This is a genomic window from Streptomyces sp. NPDC002580 (assembly GCF_042889485.1).
Taxonomy (GTDB): Bacteria; Actinomycetota; Actinomycetes; order Streptomycetales; family Streptomycetaceae; genus Streptomyces.
The window spans coordinates 120,185-134,359 of the sequence record NZ_JBIAQZ010000012.1 but is presented as its reverse complement, the minus strand read 5'-3'; the positions used below and the strand labels follow the sequence as shown (position 1 = coordinate 134,359).

Sequence of the window (14,175 nt, the reverse complement as noted above, 5' to 3'; positions counted from 1 at the left end):
AGGTTGTTGGTCGAGTGAGGCGAAGCATGAACGGTCCCGAGCCGTCGGCACGGGGCAACTTCACCCCGCCGCCGCGCGGAGCGGCGCCCGCACAGATGCCCGGCCCGGAGCCCATACCGGCCCCCGCGCCGAGCGGCAGCCGATTCTCCCCGCGCAACTGGCGCGTGCCGACGAGGCTGAACGCGATCCTGCTCATCCCCGTGGTGGTCGGCCTGGTCATGGGCGGCTTCCAGGTGAAGGGATCGATCGACACCTGGCAGGAGGCGCAGGACGCCGAGAAGACGGCCCGCCTGGTGCAGGCGGCCCTGAACTACGGCGACAAGCTGTTCGTCGAGCGTGACGTCAGCGCGGCCCCGATCCTTCTGGGCAGCCAGGCGAGCGCCAAGGACAAGGCGACGGTCAAGGCGGCCCGCAAGGACACCGACACCGCGGCCGACGCCTTCGACGTGGCCGCGCAGGACATGCCGAAGACGCCGGGCCTGGAACGACGCCTCGCCGTGTTCCGCAACGTCGAGCCCAAGCTGATCCAGCTGCGCAAGCTCGCGTACACCCCCAAGCTTGTCGGTGTGCAGACCGAAGAGGGCTACCTCGAGATCCAGCACCCGCTGATGGAGTTCGCCAACGAGCTCGGTCTGGGCACCGGAAACATCACCAGCTACGGCCGTACGGTCTACGCGATCTCGCTGTCCAAGGCCGCGCTGTCGCTGGAGCGGTCCATCGGCATGCACATGCTGATCAAGCCGGGTCCCGGCCTGAGCTCCCTCAGCAAGCAGCGCGTCGCCCTCTCCTCGTACGCCTACCTCGAAGGCATCGCGATCGAGGAGTACCTCGGTGGTGGCACCGAGGCCGACGCCGGGAAGCTCGAAGCGGCCCAGATCAAGATCAAGAACGACCTGACGGAGCAGGCGAAGGTGGCGGCGTCCGAGGACCCGACCTACGTGAAGCCCCCGTCGGACCCGGTCGAGATGGTCTCGGGCCTCGCGCAGCTCGCCTCCCCTGCGGAGGCCGACCGCGCGGCGCTCGCCACGAAGGGCATCACCCCGCAGAACTGGTGGGCGATCAACACCGCCAAGTACACCGCCTACCGTCAGATCGAGTCGGACCTGTCCGACAAGGCGGTGGCCGAGGCCGCGGACATCTCCTCCGACGCCCAGACCGACGCCTTCATCACCGGCGCCGTCGTCGTGGTCGCCCTGCTCGCCGCGTTCATCCTGGCCGGCATGGTGGCCCGCCAGATGAGCCGCGCGATGCGCCAGCTGCGCAACGCCGCCTTCGGTGTCGCCGAGCAGCGTCTGCCGATGCTGGTCGACCAGCTCTCGCGCACCGACCCCGGCCGGGTCGACACCCGCGTGCAGCCCATCCCGATCACCACCACGGACGAGATCGGCGAAGTCGCCCGCGCCTTCGACCAGGTCCACCGCGAGGCCGTACGACTGGCCGCCGAGCAGGCCCTCCTGCGAGGCAACATCAACGCGATCTTCACGAACCTCTCGCGCCGCAACCAGTCGCTGATCGAGGGCCAGCTGACCCTCATCACCGACCTGGAGAACAACGAGGCCGACCCGGACCAGCTGGAGAACCTCTTCCGCCTGGACCACCTCGCGACCCGTATGCGCCGCAACGGCGAGAACCTCCTGGTCCTCGCCGGCGAGGAGCCCGGCCGTCGCTGGGACCAGCCGGTCCCGCTGGTCGACGTGCTGCGCGCCGCCTCCTCCGAGGTGGAGCAGTACGAGCGCATCGAGCTCTCGGGCGTCCCGGAGGCCGAGATCCACGGCCGCGCCGTGACCGACCTCGTGCACCTGCTCGCCGAGCTCCTGGAGAACGCGACCACGTTCTCCTCCCCGCAGACCAAGGTCCGCGTCACGGCGACCCGTCTCCCGGACGGCCGTATCATGGTCGAGATCCACGACAAGGGCATCGGCCTCACCGCCGAGGACTTCGCGGACATCAACCACAAGCTGGCCAACCCGCCGACCGTCGACGCCGCGATCTCGCAGCGCATGGGTCTCTTCGTGGTCGGCCGGCTGTCCGACCGGCACGGCGTTCGCGTCCAGCTGCGTCCCTCGGGCGAGCAGGCCGGTACCACCTCCCTGGTCATGCTCCCCGACGCGATCACCCACGGTGGCGGCGGCGACAACCAGCCGATGCGCGACGAGTTCACCGTGTCCCAGATCATCCCCGAGCAGCAGTCGTTCCCCGGTGAGGACTTCGGCGTCCAGCAGCAGCAGCCCGTGCTGACCGCCGCGGACCTCGGCTTCGACGACAGCCGCTACGAGGTCCCGGACGACGCCCGTGATCTGGACCCCGTGGGCCGCTCCCTGATGCGCGAGGAGCGCCGTGCGGCCCTGGAGGCCCAGGCGCAGGGCATGGAGGCGATCGAAGGCCCCCAGGGCTACGTCGACGCCTTCGACGCCCAGCAGCCCGCCTACGACGCCGGACAGCCCTCCTTCGACGGTGGCCCGGCGGCGTACGACGGCGGGCAGGGTGTGCACGAGGAGCAGCAGACCACCTACGACCAGCAGACGTCGTACGAGGAGCCTCAGCAGGCTGCGTACGACGAGGCGTACTTCCCGTCCAACGGCGGCTACCCTGAGCCCTCCTATGCGGAGCCGGCCCAGCAGAACCCCTCGGGCATGGGTGGCGCCGCCCCGGACACGCGGTCGACCTTCGGTGAGCCGTCCTACCAGGACGACTGGCCGCAGCAGGAGTCGTACCAGGGCGCGTATTCGCCCGAGTACGCTCCGGAAGCGGAATCGTCGCAGGCCGCTGACGTGAGCGAGCAGGACCGCGTAGGCTTCAATCGTCCGGGACCGGCCCCTTCGGCCCCCCACGCGATGACCGACGCCGGACTGCCCCGCCGCGGATCCACCGCCGGCGGCAACGCCACCGGCAACGGCCGTCGCCCCGCGGACCAGGCGAGGGAGCAGGCGGCGCCCGCTTCCTCCGGGAGCATCGGCGACGACTGGCGTTCGTCCAACGACGATCGGTGGCAGCGCGCCGAACAGCTCAAAAAGCCCAAGGCCGGCGGGGTCACCTCGTCGGGTCTGCCGCGGCGGGTGCCCAAGGCCAACCTGGTCGAGGGAACCGCGGAATCGACCCCTCAGGGAGGCCCCCAGGTCTCCCGTGCTCCTGAGGACGTCCGGGGCAGGCTGAGCAACCTGCGCCGCGGCGTGGAGCGGGGACGCAGTGCAGGTACTGACACGAACGGTCAGGGCTTCGGTTCTGACAGCACCTACAACCAGGAGCGTTAGTTGTGAGCCCGATGAGCCAGGCGGCACAGAACCTGAACTGGTTGATCACCAATTTCGTGGACAACACCCCTGGGGTGTCGCACACGGTGGTGGTCTCCGCCGACGGACTCCTTCTGGCCATGTCCGAAGGCTTTCCCCGCGACCGCGCCGACCAGTTGGCTGCCGTCGCGTCCGGTCTCACCTCGTTGACCGCGGGCGCGTCCCGCATCTTCGAGGGTGGCCATGTGAACCAGACGGTTGTGGAGATGGAGCGAGGATTCCTCTTCCTCATGTCCATTTCCGATGGTTCATCACTCGCTGTACTTGCACACCCCGATGCGGACATCGGTCTCATTGGGTACGAGATGGCCCTGCTGGTGGACCGCGCGGGCACGGTCCTTACTCCGGATCTTCGTGCGGAGCTCCAGGGCGGCCTTCTCAACTAATAGACAGACGGTGCGAATTGGCGTCCCGTGGCCGTAAGGTTTCGGAACGCGGTCCCACAGTGATGGGTGCCCGGCACAGTCGGAGGAGGAGAAAGTGGTAACACCCCCAGGCGGTTCGTCTTCGGGCAACTGGTCGTACGGCCCCGGCCAGGGGCAGGGCGGCCAGGGCAACGGTTCACAGAACCCGTACAACTTTCCCTCCGCACCCGGCCAGCGACGGCACTCGTACCCGCCCCAGGGTCCCCAGGGCCCTGGGCCGTCCCCGTACGACCAGCCGTCGGCACCTCGTATCCAGCCCGTGGAACCGCAGCGACGCTCACCCGAGCCGTCGCCCGCGGGTTCGTCGAGCAACCCCCTGGTGCGTCCGTACGCCATGACGGGCGGCCGTACCAGGCCCCGCTACCAGCTCGCCATCGAGGCACTGGTGCACACCACCGCGCAGCCCCACCAGATGCAGGGCCAGTTGCCCGAGCATCAGCGCATCTGCAACCTCTGCCGTGAGATCAAGTCGGTGGCCGAGATCTCGGCCCTGCTGACCATCCCTCTCGGTGTTGCCAGGATCCTCGTCGCCGACTTGGCGGAAGCGGGCCTGGTCGCCATTCATCAGCCCGGCGGCGACGAAAACGCCGGCGGCCAGCCTGCCGTGACTTTGCTCGAAAGGGTGCTCAGTGGACTTCGCAAGCTCTAGCGGAGGGCCTTCCCGCTCCACCACGTCCGCGAAGATCGTGGTGGCGGGCGGCTTCGGCGTGGGCAAGACCACGTTCGTCGGCGCCGTCTCGGAGATCAACCCGCTGCGCACCGAGGCCGTCATGACGTCCGCCTCGGCGGGCATCGACGACCTCACGCACACCGGCGACAAGAAGACGACGACCGTCGCCATGGACTTCGGCCGTATCACCCTGGACCAGGACCTGATCCTGTACCTCTTCGGTACGCCGGGCCAGGACCGCTTCTGGTTCATGTGGGACGACCTGGTCCGCGGCGCCATCGGCGCGATCGTCCTGGTCGACACCCGGCGCCTCGCCGACTGCTTCCCCGCGGTCGACTACTTCGAGAACAGCGGCCTGCCGTTCGTCATCGCCCTCAACGGCTTCGACGGCAACCAGCCGTACCAGCCCGAGGAAGTCCGCGAGGCACTGCAGATCGGCCCCGACGCCCCGATCATCACGACGGACGCCCGCCACCGCGCGGACGCGAAGTCGGCGCTGATCACGCTGGTCGAGCACGCGCTCATGGCGCGGCTTCGCTAGCACGTCCCGCCTCCGAGGCGACGGCCCCCGTCTCTCCCCAGGGAGAGACGGGGGCCGTCGTCCGTTCCGGCCCACCCCGCTGGCCCACCAGGCCCGTCCAATACGCCTGCCCAGTAAGCCCGGTGGCGCGACGTCGAACGAACTCCAGTCCTGTACGGGCGTGTTGCGCCCCGGAACGACATCGCACCCCCGACACCCGCCCAAACGCGCCCTGTTCGCACCGTACGGCCCCGCACGGCGCCTCTCGGCCCCGACCCGGGCCCGCGCGGCACGGGTCCGGACAGGGGGCGCGGAAGGGCGAGAGTGCGGCAGGGCGGGAGCCGACGTCCGTGCGAGGACGCCGACGGCCCCGCCCTCCATCAGGAGGACGGGGCCGTCGGAATCACAGAACCTCAGCGCCAGCTGTGCGGTGCCCGGAAGCCGGGCTCCCGCTCCAGACGGCGCCAGCCCGCCTTGCGGTGGGCGCGGTGGGCGGGAGCGGCATCAGTGGGAGCGGAGGCGGCACGGGCCAGGAGGATCGCCGTGATGGCGGCGACCTCCTCGGGCTCGGCGTGGCCCTTCTCGACGCGGATGTCAGCGTTGCTCATAGGTCTCAGTCTCCGTGAGAGAGGTTTCCGCGGGGGTACCGCGGAGGGTCCGCAGGGTTACTGCGGGGGGTTGCCGTGCTTGCGGGAGGGCAGGTCCGCGTGCTTGGTGTGCAGCATCGCGAGCGACTTGATCAGGACCTCGCGGGTCTCGGCGGGGTCGATGACGTCGTCGACCAGACCGCGCTCCGCCGCGTAGTACGGGTGCATCAGCTCGGCCTTGTACTCCTTGACCATGCGGGCCCGCATGGCCTCGGGATCGGCGGCGTCGGCGATCTGGCGGCGGAAGATGACGTTGGCGGCGCCCTCGGCGCCCATCACGGCGATCTCGTTGGTGGGCCAGGCGTAGGTGAGGTCGGCCCCGATGGACTGGCTGTCCATGACGATGTAGGCGCCTCCGTACGCCTTGCGCAGGATGAGGGAGATCCGCGGCACCGTCGCGTTGCAGTACGCGTACAGCAGCTTCGCGCCGTGCCGGATGATCCCGCCGTGCTCCTGGTCGACACCCGGGAGGAATCCGGGCACGTCCAGCAGCGTGATGATCGGGATATTGAAAGCGTCACACATCTGGACAAAGCGCGCAGCTTTTTCGGACGCCTCGATGTCGAGCACACCCGCCAGGCTCTGCGGCTGGTTGGCGACGATGCCGACGACCATGCCGTCGAGGCGGGCCAGCGCGCAGATGATGTTGCGGGCCCAGCGCTCGTGGACCTCCAGGTAGTCGCCGTCGTCGACGAGCTCCTCGATGACCTTGGTCATGTCGTAGGGGCGGTTGCCGTCGGCCGGGACCAGGTCCAGCAGCACCTCGCTGCGCCGGTCGGCCGGGTCCGCGGACTCCGCGCGCGGCGGGTTCTCGCGGTTGTTCTGCGGGAGCATCGACAGGAGGTAGCGCACCTCGGCGATGCACGTCTCCTCGTCGTCGTAGGCGAAGTGGCAGACGCCGGAGGTCTCCGCGTGGACGTCGGCGCCGCCCAGGCCGTTCTGGGTGATCTCCTCGCCGGTGACCGCCTTGACCACGTCCGGGCCCGTGATGAACATCTGCGAGGTCTCCCGGACCATGAACACGAAGTCCGTCAGCGCCGGGCTGTAGGCGGCGCCGCCCGCGCACGGGCCGAGCATCACCGAGATCTGCGGGATGACCCCCGAGGCCTTCGTGTTGCGCTGGAAGATGCCGCCGTAGCCGGCCAGCGCCGAGACGCCCTCCTGGATCCGGGCACCCGCGCCGTCGTTCAGCGACACCAGCGGCGCACCGGCCGCGATGGCCATGTCCATGATCTTGTGGATCTTCGTGGCGTGGGCCTCGCCCAGCGCCCCGCCGAAGATGCGGAAGTCATGGGCGTACACGAAGACCGTGCGGCCCTCCACCGTGCCCCAGCCGGTGATCACACCGTCCGTGTACGGCTTCTTGGCCTCCAGACCGAACCCGGTCGCCCGGTGCCGGCGCAACTGCTCGACCTCCTGGAACGAACCGGCGTCCAGCAGCAGCGCGATGCGCTCCCGGGCCGTCAGCTTGCCCTTGGCGTGCTGCGCCTCGGTCGCCTTCTCGCTGGGACCCCGCAGCGCCTCCTCGCGGATGACGTGCAGTTCGGCCACGCGTCCGCGCGCGTCCGTCGGTTCGCCTGTGGGGCTCGTGGAGCTTGCGGTGTCGGCCTCGTCCAAAACGGTCATGTAGTGACCTTACGAAGTCCACCAAGGAAAGAGGCCCGTCGACTCTGCACAGTCTCCGGACCGTTTTCCTGGTGCCCCTGAACAGAAACGCCACCCTGTGCAGGCGATCCGACTGCTCAGAGGGCCCCGGGCTTGTAGGGGTCGAACAAAGCCTTCGGCCAAGTGCCACCCCACATTCACGCGGGGCACATGCCGTCGCCGGGGTGACGCGGACCTCCGTTCGGGGGGTTCGCGCCACCCGGGAGCGCCGGCTCAGCAGCCGCCGCAGTTGTAGTAGAGGACGTCCCAGTGGTTGCCCTCGTCGGCGTAGACGTTGCCGGCGCCGGACTTGTACTGCGGGGCGCCGTCACCGCGCAGGCCTATGTAGGTGAAGTTGTTCTTGATGTAGGCGGTGACGCAGGTGTTCTTGCCGTAGTCGAGCTTGTACCCGTTCCAGTGCGAGTAGGTGCCGCTCGCGTGGCCGGTCTCGGTGCCTCCGGTGACGTTGAGAGCGCAGCCGCTGGACCCCTTGAGGGTCTGGGCGCCCTGCGCGGTCGCGAGGTTGAGCTGCTCGAAGGACGTACAGGTGGAGTTGTTGCGGTCGGAGCAACCGCCGGAGGAGGACCAGGTGATGCCGACCTGGCGGAACATCGAGGTCGCGGTGGCGTGACTGACCTTGCTGACGGCGAACGCGTCGGTCGCGGTACCGACCACGGCGACGCCGGGAGCCACGACGAGGGCGAGAGCGGTCAGCGCTGACCTGAACTTCATGGAGGGGGGACCTTTCCTGCGGTGGACCGTCGGGCGGCCGTACACGCGTACGGCCGTGTTTCCTGTGGGGCGGCTGTGCAGGTGGTGCACGCAGATGGTGCCCGAGTTCCCGGCGCGTCCGCCAGAGGTCGTCACGTCCCAGTTCTACGCGCGTCCACCCGGGGGTGGGGTGCGATCACACACCGCGACGCCCCGTGCGCACCCCTGGCATCCCGAATAATGTTGAAACTTGAACGGAATAGGTCTACGGTTGCCCTTGTTGGAGTCGTTGAACATTCAACAGACAGACACCGTGGCTCGGAACCGGACCACGGCCCCTCCCCCAAGGAGCACGTCATGGGCATCTTCGGCCGCAAGACCACCGACACCGCCGAGTCCTCGGCCATCGCCACGGCGGTCAACCCGGACCTGGCCGCGCTGACCGGCACGTACACCATCGACCCGGCGCACTCGACGATCGGTTTCGTCGCACGGCACGCGATGGTGACGAACGTGAAGGGCAAGTTCAACGACTTCGAGGGCACACTGCACCTGGACGGCGGCGACCCTGCCGCCTCGACGGCGACCCTGGACGTCCGGATGGACAGCATCGACACCGGGTCCGCGGACCGCGACGGTCACCTCAAGAGCGCCGACTTCTTCAAGACCGACGAGTTCCCGGCGATGACCTTCCGCTCCACGAAGGCCGAGGCCCTGGGCGGCGACGACTACCGGATCACCGGCGACCTGGAGATCCTCGGCACCACCCGGCAGCTCACCATCGACCTGGAGTTCAACGGAGCCGCGAAGGACCCGTTCGGCAACGAGCGCGTGGGCTTCGAGGGCAAGGCCGAGATCCTGCGCTCCGACTGGGGTCTGACCTGGAACGCCGCCCTGGAGACCGGTGGCGTCCTCGTCTCCGACAAGATCAAGCTGAACTTCGACATCTCGGCGATCAAGAACGCCGGCTGACCGTCGGCCCCCGCGGGCCCGCGTCGGCCCGACGGTCCGCTCCAGTGACACCCCGAGCGCGCCCGCCCTCACACTTCCCCGACGGGGGAGAGGGCGGGCGCTCTGGCGTGACGGCACTCGGCGCGGGCTGCACGGCGCCCGACCCGGGGAGCGCGCGCCTCGCCCCGCACGGGGCCCGCGCGCCGTGAACCCGACCGCCACCCCGCGTCCCGATCTCCGACTCGCCGCTCCCGGCCCCGTCGAGGCCGATCACGCGGAAGCGCGCACCGGCCGCCGGTGCCTTCGGCGCTGCGCTCATACGCCGCCGCCTGCCGCGGGGTCCCTCAGAAGCCCCCGCCGAAGTCTCCGCCGCCGCCGAAGTCCCCGCCTCCGCCGTCCCCGAAGCCGCCGCCGTAGTCGCCCGGGTCGAAGTCGGCGCCGGAGACGTCGCCGCCCTCGTGACCTCCGCCGAAGTCGCCGTAGCCGGTGCCGTAGGAGGCCCCGTACGAGGGGCTCGCCATCACGCTGCCGAGGACGGTGCCGAGGAGCAGGCCGGGCAGCACGCCGCCGCCGAAGTAGCCGCCCGCCCAGGGGCCGTACGCCGGACCCGCGTCCCAGTACGGACGGCGGCCGTGCTCCGTCTCGACCTCGCGGACCGCCGGGTCCTCGCCCTCGGCGAGGCGGAGCCAGTCCGCCTTGCAGACCGGGACCTCGCGGGGCGCTCCCCCGGCGGGCGTCCAGGCCGAGTCGGCGACGGAGGGGCCGTGCCGGGGGTCGAAGAAGCAGGGGGCGCGGCGTTCGGGGACGGGCCGGCCCTCGCGGCGGGCGGCGAGCACCGCCAGGGAGAAGCGTCCTTCCTCCAGCGACTGGGTGACGGCACGTACGTCCTCGGGACGCCGGGCCGCGGCCATGAAGGTCTTCGCCTGTTCGTAGGCGTCCAGCGCGCGTTCGTAGTCGGCGCGCATCGCGTCGTCGGCGCCGGCCTCGGCGGGATGGAAGTCGAGACGGTCCAGCTCCTCGCCGAAGGCGGTGATGTCCTCGTCCACGACGACGCTCAGCCGTTCGAGCGCCGCCCGCTGTTCCTCCTCCTTGCGGCGCCGGTTGCGGCGTACGACGGTGTACGCGCCGGCGGCGCCGGCGACCGCCACCGCGCCGACCGCGATCAGCGCTCCCGAGGAGACGCCCGCGCCGCCCGAGCCGCCGCCCCAGCTCGCCGGGGCCGAGCCGCCCATGCTGGTCAGCGCCCGGTCCGTGAAGTCGTTCAGCTGGGTGTTCGCGTCCGATACGTCCTGGACGCTGGTGACGAGGTTCTGTACGGCGGTGCGGGACATCACCGAGGAGTCGGCGCGGGCGTCGAAGCGGTCGCCGAGCCTGATCGCGTAGAGGCCGGTGACACCGGTGGCGGTGCGCAGGTTCTGGAAGAGGTCCTGGGTGGGGAAGCCGGCGGGCAGCACGGCCACGAAGACGGGCTTGTCCGCCTTCTTGATCTTGGCGGCGAGGGCGTCCGCCTCCGACGGGGAGAGCTGGCCGGAGGCGGCCGGGTCCACATAGACGGGGCCCTCCCGCAGGGCCGCCGCCACGGTGTCCACGCCGGTGGCCGCGTGGGCGCGGGGACCCGGGAGCCACAGCGCCGCCAAGGCCGCGAGTGCCAGTGCGACCAACAGTGCTGGAAGTCCTCGGGTGTGTGCGACCCTCATGCCTTCGAAGCTACCCGAAACGGAGCAGAACGGGTCACCGGGAGGTCGGCGTCGAGGTGCGACCGGAGCCGTTGGAGCCCCCGGACCCGGGTGGACGTTCGCGACGCGGGGCGTCCCGGCGGGCGGCGGGCGGCGGGCGGCGGCGGACGATCGAGCCCGCCGCCCGGAATTGTGGCCTCCGTCACAGCGAAACATGGCATGGACCTGATGAAGTACGCGCATGCTCGGACTCATCATTCGCGTCCTCCCGTTCTGGGTGCGCGAGCCTCTGCTCATCGCCCTCGGCCTCCCCTTCAGCGGCTTCCTCTTCTACGCGGGGGCCCGGGACGGCGAGCCGCTCATGGCACTCCTCGGCCTCGCGGTCCTGGTGTTCACCGCGATCCGGATCCACACCGTGGTCAAGGCCCTCCAGGCCCGCAGGTCGGCCAGGGAACTCAAGGACGCGGCGCCGGCCGCGCCGTAGCGCCCGGACACCGGAACACACGCGTCGGCCGGGGCTGATGTCCAGCCCCGGCCGACGCCTGCCCGACCGCCGTCAGCCGGCCCGGTACGCCTCTGCCAGCTTGGCCACCGCGTCCGCGTAGTGGCCGGTCAGCAGCAGATGGTCCGCGTCCGCGAAGGGCCGCGCGGCCGCCGCCGTGATCGACGTGCCGATCTTCCGCTGGACTAGCAGACGGGCCTTCGTCACCGCCGCGCGAGCGGCCTTGTCGGCTCCGTACCGCTCCGCCGCCGAGGCCACCAGCGCGAGCGCCCGGAGGGTGGTGCCGCCGCCGCCCGGCACGTCGGTGAGCGTCGTGAGTCCCCAGCCGTACGGGAACTGGGGGTCGTAGGACGTGTCACCGACGTTGATCGGCACCTGGGCCTCCGACTTCGGCCAGGTGACCGGGAGCTGTCCGGTGAAGGCGCGCTTCCCGTAGAGGACGTCCGCGACACCGTCGCCCTCCGTGCCCGGCAGCCAGGAGGCGACGAGGGCGTCGACGGAGCCGAGCCGGTCGCCGACGAGCTGGGGACGGCCCGAGACGATGAGCACCGCGCACCTCATGGCCGCGCACACCTTGTCGACGGCCGCCTTGTCGGCCGCGGTCAGCTCCAGGTCGTTGCCGTTGCCGACATCGCCGACACCCTCCGCGTACGGGGTCTCGCCGACGACGACCACACCGACGTCGTATCCGCCGGTCGGTGCCGAGGCGTCCTTGGAGTAGGTGACGTCACCGCCCGCGTGGCGCATTCCCTCCAGAATCGTCGTCCCGTCGGTGTGACGGCCCGACGCGCCCTGCCAGGTGATGGTCCAGCCGCCGGTCTGGTTGCCGAGGTCGTCGGCGTTGGACCCGGCGACGTACACCTTCTGGGACTTCTTCAGCGGCAGGACGGAGCCCGCGTTCTTCAGCAGGACCTGCGACTCGGCCGCGGCCCGGCGGGCCACCGACCTGTGGGCCGTCGAACCGATCGCCGAGGCGCCGCTCGTGTCCGCGTACGGCTTCTCGAAGAGGCCGAGGCGGAACTTCTGTTCCAGGATCCGCGCGACGGCGTCGTCGATCCGCCGGTCGGTGACCCGTCCGGCCTTCGCCTCGTCGATCAGCGTCGACGTGAACTCCTTGTACGAGTACGGCACCATCATCATGTCGACGCCGGCGTTGACCGACGTGCGGACGTGCGAGGCGTAGTCGCCGGGGAGCTGGTCGATGGCGTTCCAGTCGCTGATCACGAAGCCGTCGAAGCCCATCCGGCCCTTGAGCACTCCGTTGATCATGTCGGCCCGGGCGTGCATCTTCACCGGGCCCTGGCCGTCCCCGGCGATGTCGAGCGAGGAGTAGGACGGCATGACCGAGCCGACGCCGCGGTCGACCGCCTCCTGGAACGGGGCCAGGTGCACGGCTTCCAACTGCCGCCTGGTGACCTTGGTGACGCCCTGGTCGACGGTGTACGAGCCCGTCGTGGACGAGCCGTACACGGTGCCGCCGTCGCCGACGAAGTGCTTGGCCGTGGCGAGCACCTTGTCCGCGTCCTTCAGGTCCTTGCCGTCGCGGGCGCCCTGGAAGCCCTGGACGACGGTCTCCATGGACTCGACGAGCGCCGGGTCCTCGCCGAAGGACTCGTAGGAGCGGCCCCAGCGTTCGTCACGGGTCACGCACAGGCAGGGCGCGAAGTCCCAGGGGACGCCGGTGGCGCGGACCTCGGCCGCGGTCACCGCGCCCGTCCTTTCGGCGAGTTCGGGGTCGCGGGTGGCGCCGATGCCGATGTTGTGGGGCATGACCGTCGCGCCGGCCAGGTTGTTGTGGCCGTGCACCGCGTCCACGCCGTAGATCAACGGGATCTGGAACCGGGTGGCCTGCGCCCGGAGCTGATAGCCGTCGATCATCTTCGCCCAGGCCGCCGCGGTGTTGGGCGTCGGCGTGGACCCGCCGCCGGAGAGCAGGGAGCCGAGGTCGTACGCGGCGACGTCACCGCCCGCGCCGATCGCGCCGCGCTCCGCCTGGGTCATCTGTCCGGCCTTCTCCGCCAGGGACATCCTGGAGACCAGGTCGGCGACCCGCTTCCGCACGGGCAGTTTCGGGTCCAGGTACGGGAGTCCGTGGGCGTCGACGACGACCTGCGGGGTCTCGGCCGGGGCCTTGGCGCCGGTCACCGTGAGCTTGAGGGGGATCGTCTCGGCCGCTTCGGCGGACCGGTCGCGCAGGGTCGGGACACGGATGGTGCGGCTCGCACCGGACACCGTCCCCGCCGGGAAGGTGACCTCGCCCTTGACCGGGGTGTAGTCCTTGCCCGGTTCGGCCGTGCCGCCCGCGCTCTCGTACCCGACGGTCACCGGTTCGTCGATCGGGGCGGAGCCGGTGGTGGAGACGGAGACCTTCACCGCCGCGGTGGCGCCCTCCTTCACCGGGTGGACGGCGGCGTCGGTGGTGACGGAGGCGCGCAGGGACTGGTCGGCCCTGCCGTACAACTCGACGTCGTCCATGGCGAATCGCCCCTGGACACCGACCGGGAGCGTGACGGCGTACCCCCACATCCCGGTCAGGCCGAGGACCTGGTCGATGCCGCCGACGGGCTGGTAGTCCGTTCGATAGGTGAAGTCGGTGAAGGGGATCTCGATCTGTTTCCAGCCGGTGAAGTCGTCGGTGAAGGAGGTCGTCCACAGCTCGGAGGCCTCGCCGTTCGCTCCGCCGTCCTTGATCTCGAAGGCGACCTTCTTGGCGTTGTTCCGGCCGTCCCACCAGAAGCGGATGCCCTTGTGCGCGGACCAGTCGTGGGCCGGCTGGTCCGCGGCGTAGTCGTGGGTGAATCCGCCGTAGCCGCTGATGTCGTAGTCACCGGTGAGGACCTTGGCGCCCTCCGGCGCGTCGGACCGGTCGGCCAGGGCGAGCCGGGGCGGGTCGTCGCTGTCGCCGCCCCAGGTGAAGAGGCCCTCGGCGGGCTGGCTCGCGAAGGGCACCTCACCCTCGAAGCGGTCGACCGGGACGGGCGCGGGATCGTCGGCCGCCGCCGTTCCCGCCGACGCCAGCGGGAGCAGTCCGGCGATCAGCGCGGCGCCGGCCAGCAGAGCGGTTCTTCGTGCGGAATTCCGATCGAGCCTGGTCATGGGTTCCCCCTCGACTCTCGTATCACTGACTCTCACGTGACTT

General features: G+C 70.3%; 11 protein-coding genes. 6 read left to right on the top strand and 5 right to left on the bottom strand.

Annotation, left to right across the window (positions count from 1 at the left end; genetic code table 11):
- The first annotated feature begins 14 nt into the window (after positions 1-14).
- From ACFYW7_RS32085 to ACFYW7_RS32070, 4 genes are all read left to right on the top strand, one after another.
- Positions 15-3,251, top strand: a complete 3,237-nt coding sequence (locus tag ACFYW7_RS32085; RefSeq protein WP_389508813.1) for a nitrate- and nitrite sensing domain-containing protein — start codon at positions 15-17, stop codon at positions 3,249-3,251.
- An 11-nt stretch (positions 3,252-3,262) separates the two neighbouring features.
- Positions 3,263-3,676, top strand: a complete 414-nt coding sequence (locus tag ACFYW7_RS32080) for a roadblock/LC7 domain-containing protein (protein ID WP_389509129.1) — start codon at positions 3,263-3,265, stop codon at positions 3,674-3,676.
- 94 nt (positions 3,677-3,770) lie between these two features.
- Positions 3,771-4,364 carry a DUF742 domain-containing protein gene (locus ACFYW7_RS32075; protein WP_389508811.1) on the top strand — a complete coding sequence of 198 codons (594 nt, stop codon included), beginning with the start codon at positions 3,771-3,773 and terminating at the stop codon, positions 4,362-4,364.
- Positions 4,345-4,926 (top strand): ATP/GTP-binding protein, encoded by a 582-nt coding sequence (locus ACFYW7_RS32070; RefSeq protein WP_151472110.1) that lies wholly within the window; start codon positions 4,345-4,347, stop codon positions 4,924-4,926. The genes ACFYW7_RS32075 and ACFYW7_RS32070 overlap by 20 nt, the downstream gene beginning before the upstream one ends.
- A 392-nt stretch (positions 4,927-5,318) precedes the next feature.
- Here the strand turns inward: ACFYW7_RS32070 and ACFYW7_RS32065 are convergent, their stop codons facing one another.
- The 3 genes from ACFYW7_RS32065 to ACFYW7_RS32055 form a co-directional block, all read right to left on the bottom strand.
- Positions 5,319-5,513, bottom strand: coding sequence for an acyl-CoA carboxylase subunit epsilon (locus ACFYW7_RS32065; RefSeq protein WP_389508809.1), 195 nt, complete (start codon positions 5,511-5,513; stop codon positions 5,319-5,321).
- Between the two features lie 57 nt (positions 5,514-5,570).
- Positions 5,571-7,178, bottom strand: coding sequence for an acyl-CoA carboxylase subunit beta (locus tag ACFYW7_RS32060; protein WP_389508807.1), 1,608 nt, complete (start codon positions 7,176-7,178; stop codon positions 5,571-5,573).
- A 252-nt stretch (positions 7,179-7,430) separates the two neighbouring features.
- Positions 7,431-7,928, bottom strand: a complete 498-nt coding sequence (locus ACFYW7_RS32055) for a hypothetical protein (RefSeq protein WP_389508805.1) — start codon at positions 7,926-7,928, stop codon at positions 7,431-7,433.
- A 336-nt stretch (positions 7,929-8,264) separates the two neighbouring features.
- Here ACFYW7_RS32055 and ACFYW7_RS32050 point away from each other — a divergent pair, with 336 nt between their 5' ends.
- Positions 8,265-8,879 (top strand): YceI family protein, encoded by a 615-nt coding sequence (locus ACFYW7_RS32050; RefSeq protein ID WP_389508803.1) that lies wholly within the window; start codon positions 8,265-8,267, stop codon positions 8,877-8,879.
- 323 nt (positions 8,880-9,202) lie between these two features.
- Here ACFYW7_RS32050 and ACFYW7_RS32045 read toward each other — a convergent pair whose 3' ends face one another.
- On the bottom strand, positions 9,203-10,555 hold the full coding sequence (locus tag ACFYW7_RS32045; protein ID WP_389508800.1) for a hypothetical protein: 1,353 nt from the start codon (positions 10,553-10,555) through the stop codon (positions 9,203-9,205).
- Between the two features lie 220 nt (positions 10,556-10,775).
- Between ACFYW7_RS32045 and ACFYW7_RS32040 the strand changes: the two genes are divergently transcribed.
- Positions 10,776-11,018: a hypothetical protein gene (locus ACFYW7_RS32040; RefSeq protein ID WP_389508798.1), complete on the top strand. Its 243-nt coding sequence runs from the start codon at positions 10,776-10,778 to the stop codon at positions 11,016-11,018.
- Positions 11,019-11,090: 72 nt separating this feature from the next.
- Here the strand turns inward: ACFYW7_RS32040 and ACFYW7_RS32035 are convergent, their stop codons facing one another.
- Entirely contained in the window at positions 11,091-14,132 is a 3,042-nt protein-coding gene (locus ACFYW7_RS32035; protein ID WP_389508796.1) for a carbohydrate binding domain-containing protein, read from the bottom strand.
- Positions 14,133-14,175: the final 43 nt, after the last annotated feature.

Bases quoted from the DNA above. Each gene is read 5' to 3' on its own strand.
- ACFYW7_RS32080 (WP_389509129.1), top strand. From the start codon at position 3,263: ATGAGCCAGGCGGCACAGAACCTGAACTGGTTGATCACCAATTTCGTG.
- ACFYW7_RS32055 (WP_389508805.1), bottom strand. From the start codon at position 7,928: ATGAAGTTCAGGTCAGCGCTGACCGCTCTCGCCCTCGTCGTGGCTCCC.
- ACFYW7_RS32035 (WP_389508796.1), bottom strand. From the start codon at position 14,132: ATGACCAGGCTCGATCGGAATTCCGCACGAAGAACCGCTCTGCTGGCC.
- ACFYW7_RS32065 (WP_389508809.1), bottom strand. From the start codon at position 5,513: ATGAGCAACGCTGACATCCGCGTCGAGAAGGGCCACGCCGAGCCCGAG.
- ACFYW7_RS32040 (WP_389508798.1), top strand. From the start codon at position 10,776: ATGCTCGGACTCATCATTCGCGTCCTCCCGTTCTGGGTGCGCGAGCCT.
- ACFYW7_RS32050 (WP_389508803.1), top strand. From the start codon at position 8,265: ATGGGCATCTTCGGCCGCAAGACCACCGACACCGCCGAGTCCTCGGCC.
- ACFYW7_RS32060 (WP_389508807.1), bottom strand. From the start codon at position 7,178: ATGACCGTTTTGGACGAGGCCGACACCGCAAGCTCCACGAGCCCCACA.
- ACFYW7_RS32045 (WP_389508800.1), bottom strand. From the start codon at position 10,555: ATGAGGGTCGCACACACCCGAGGACTTCCAGCACTGTTGGTCGCACTG.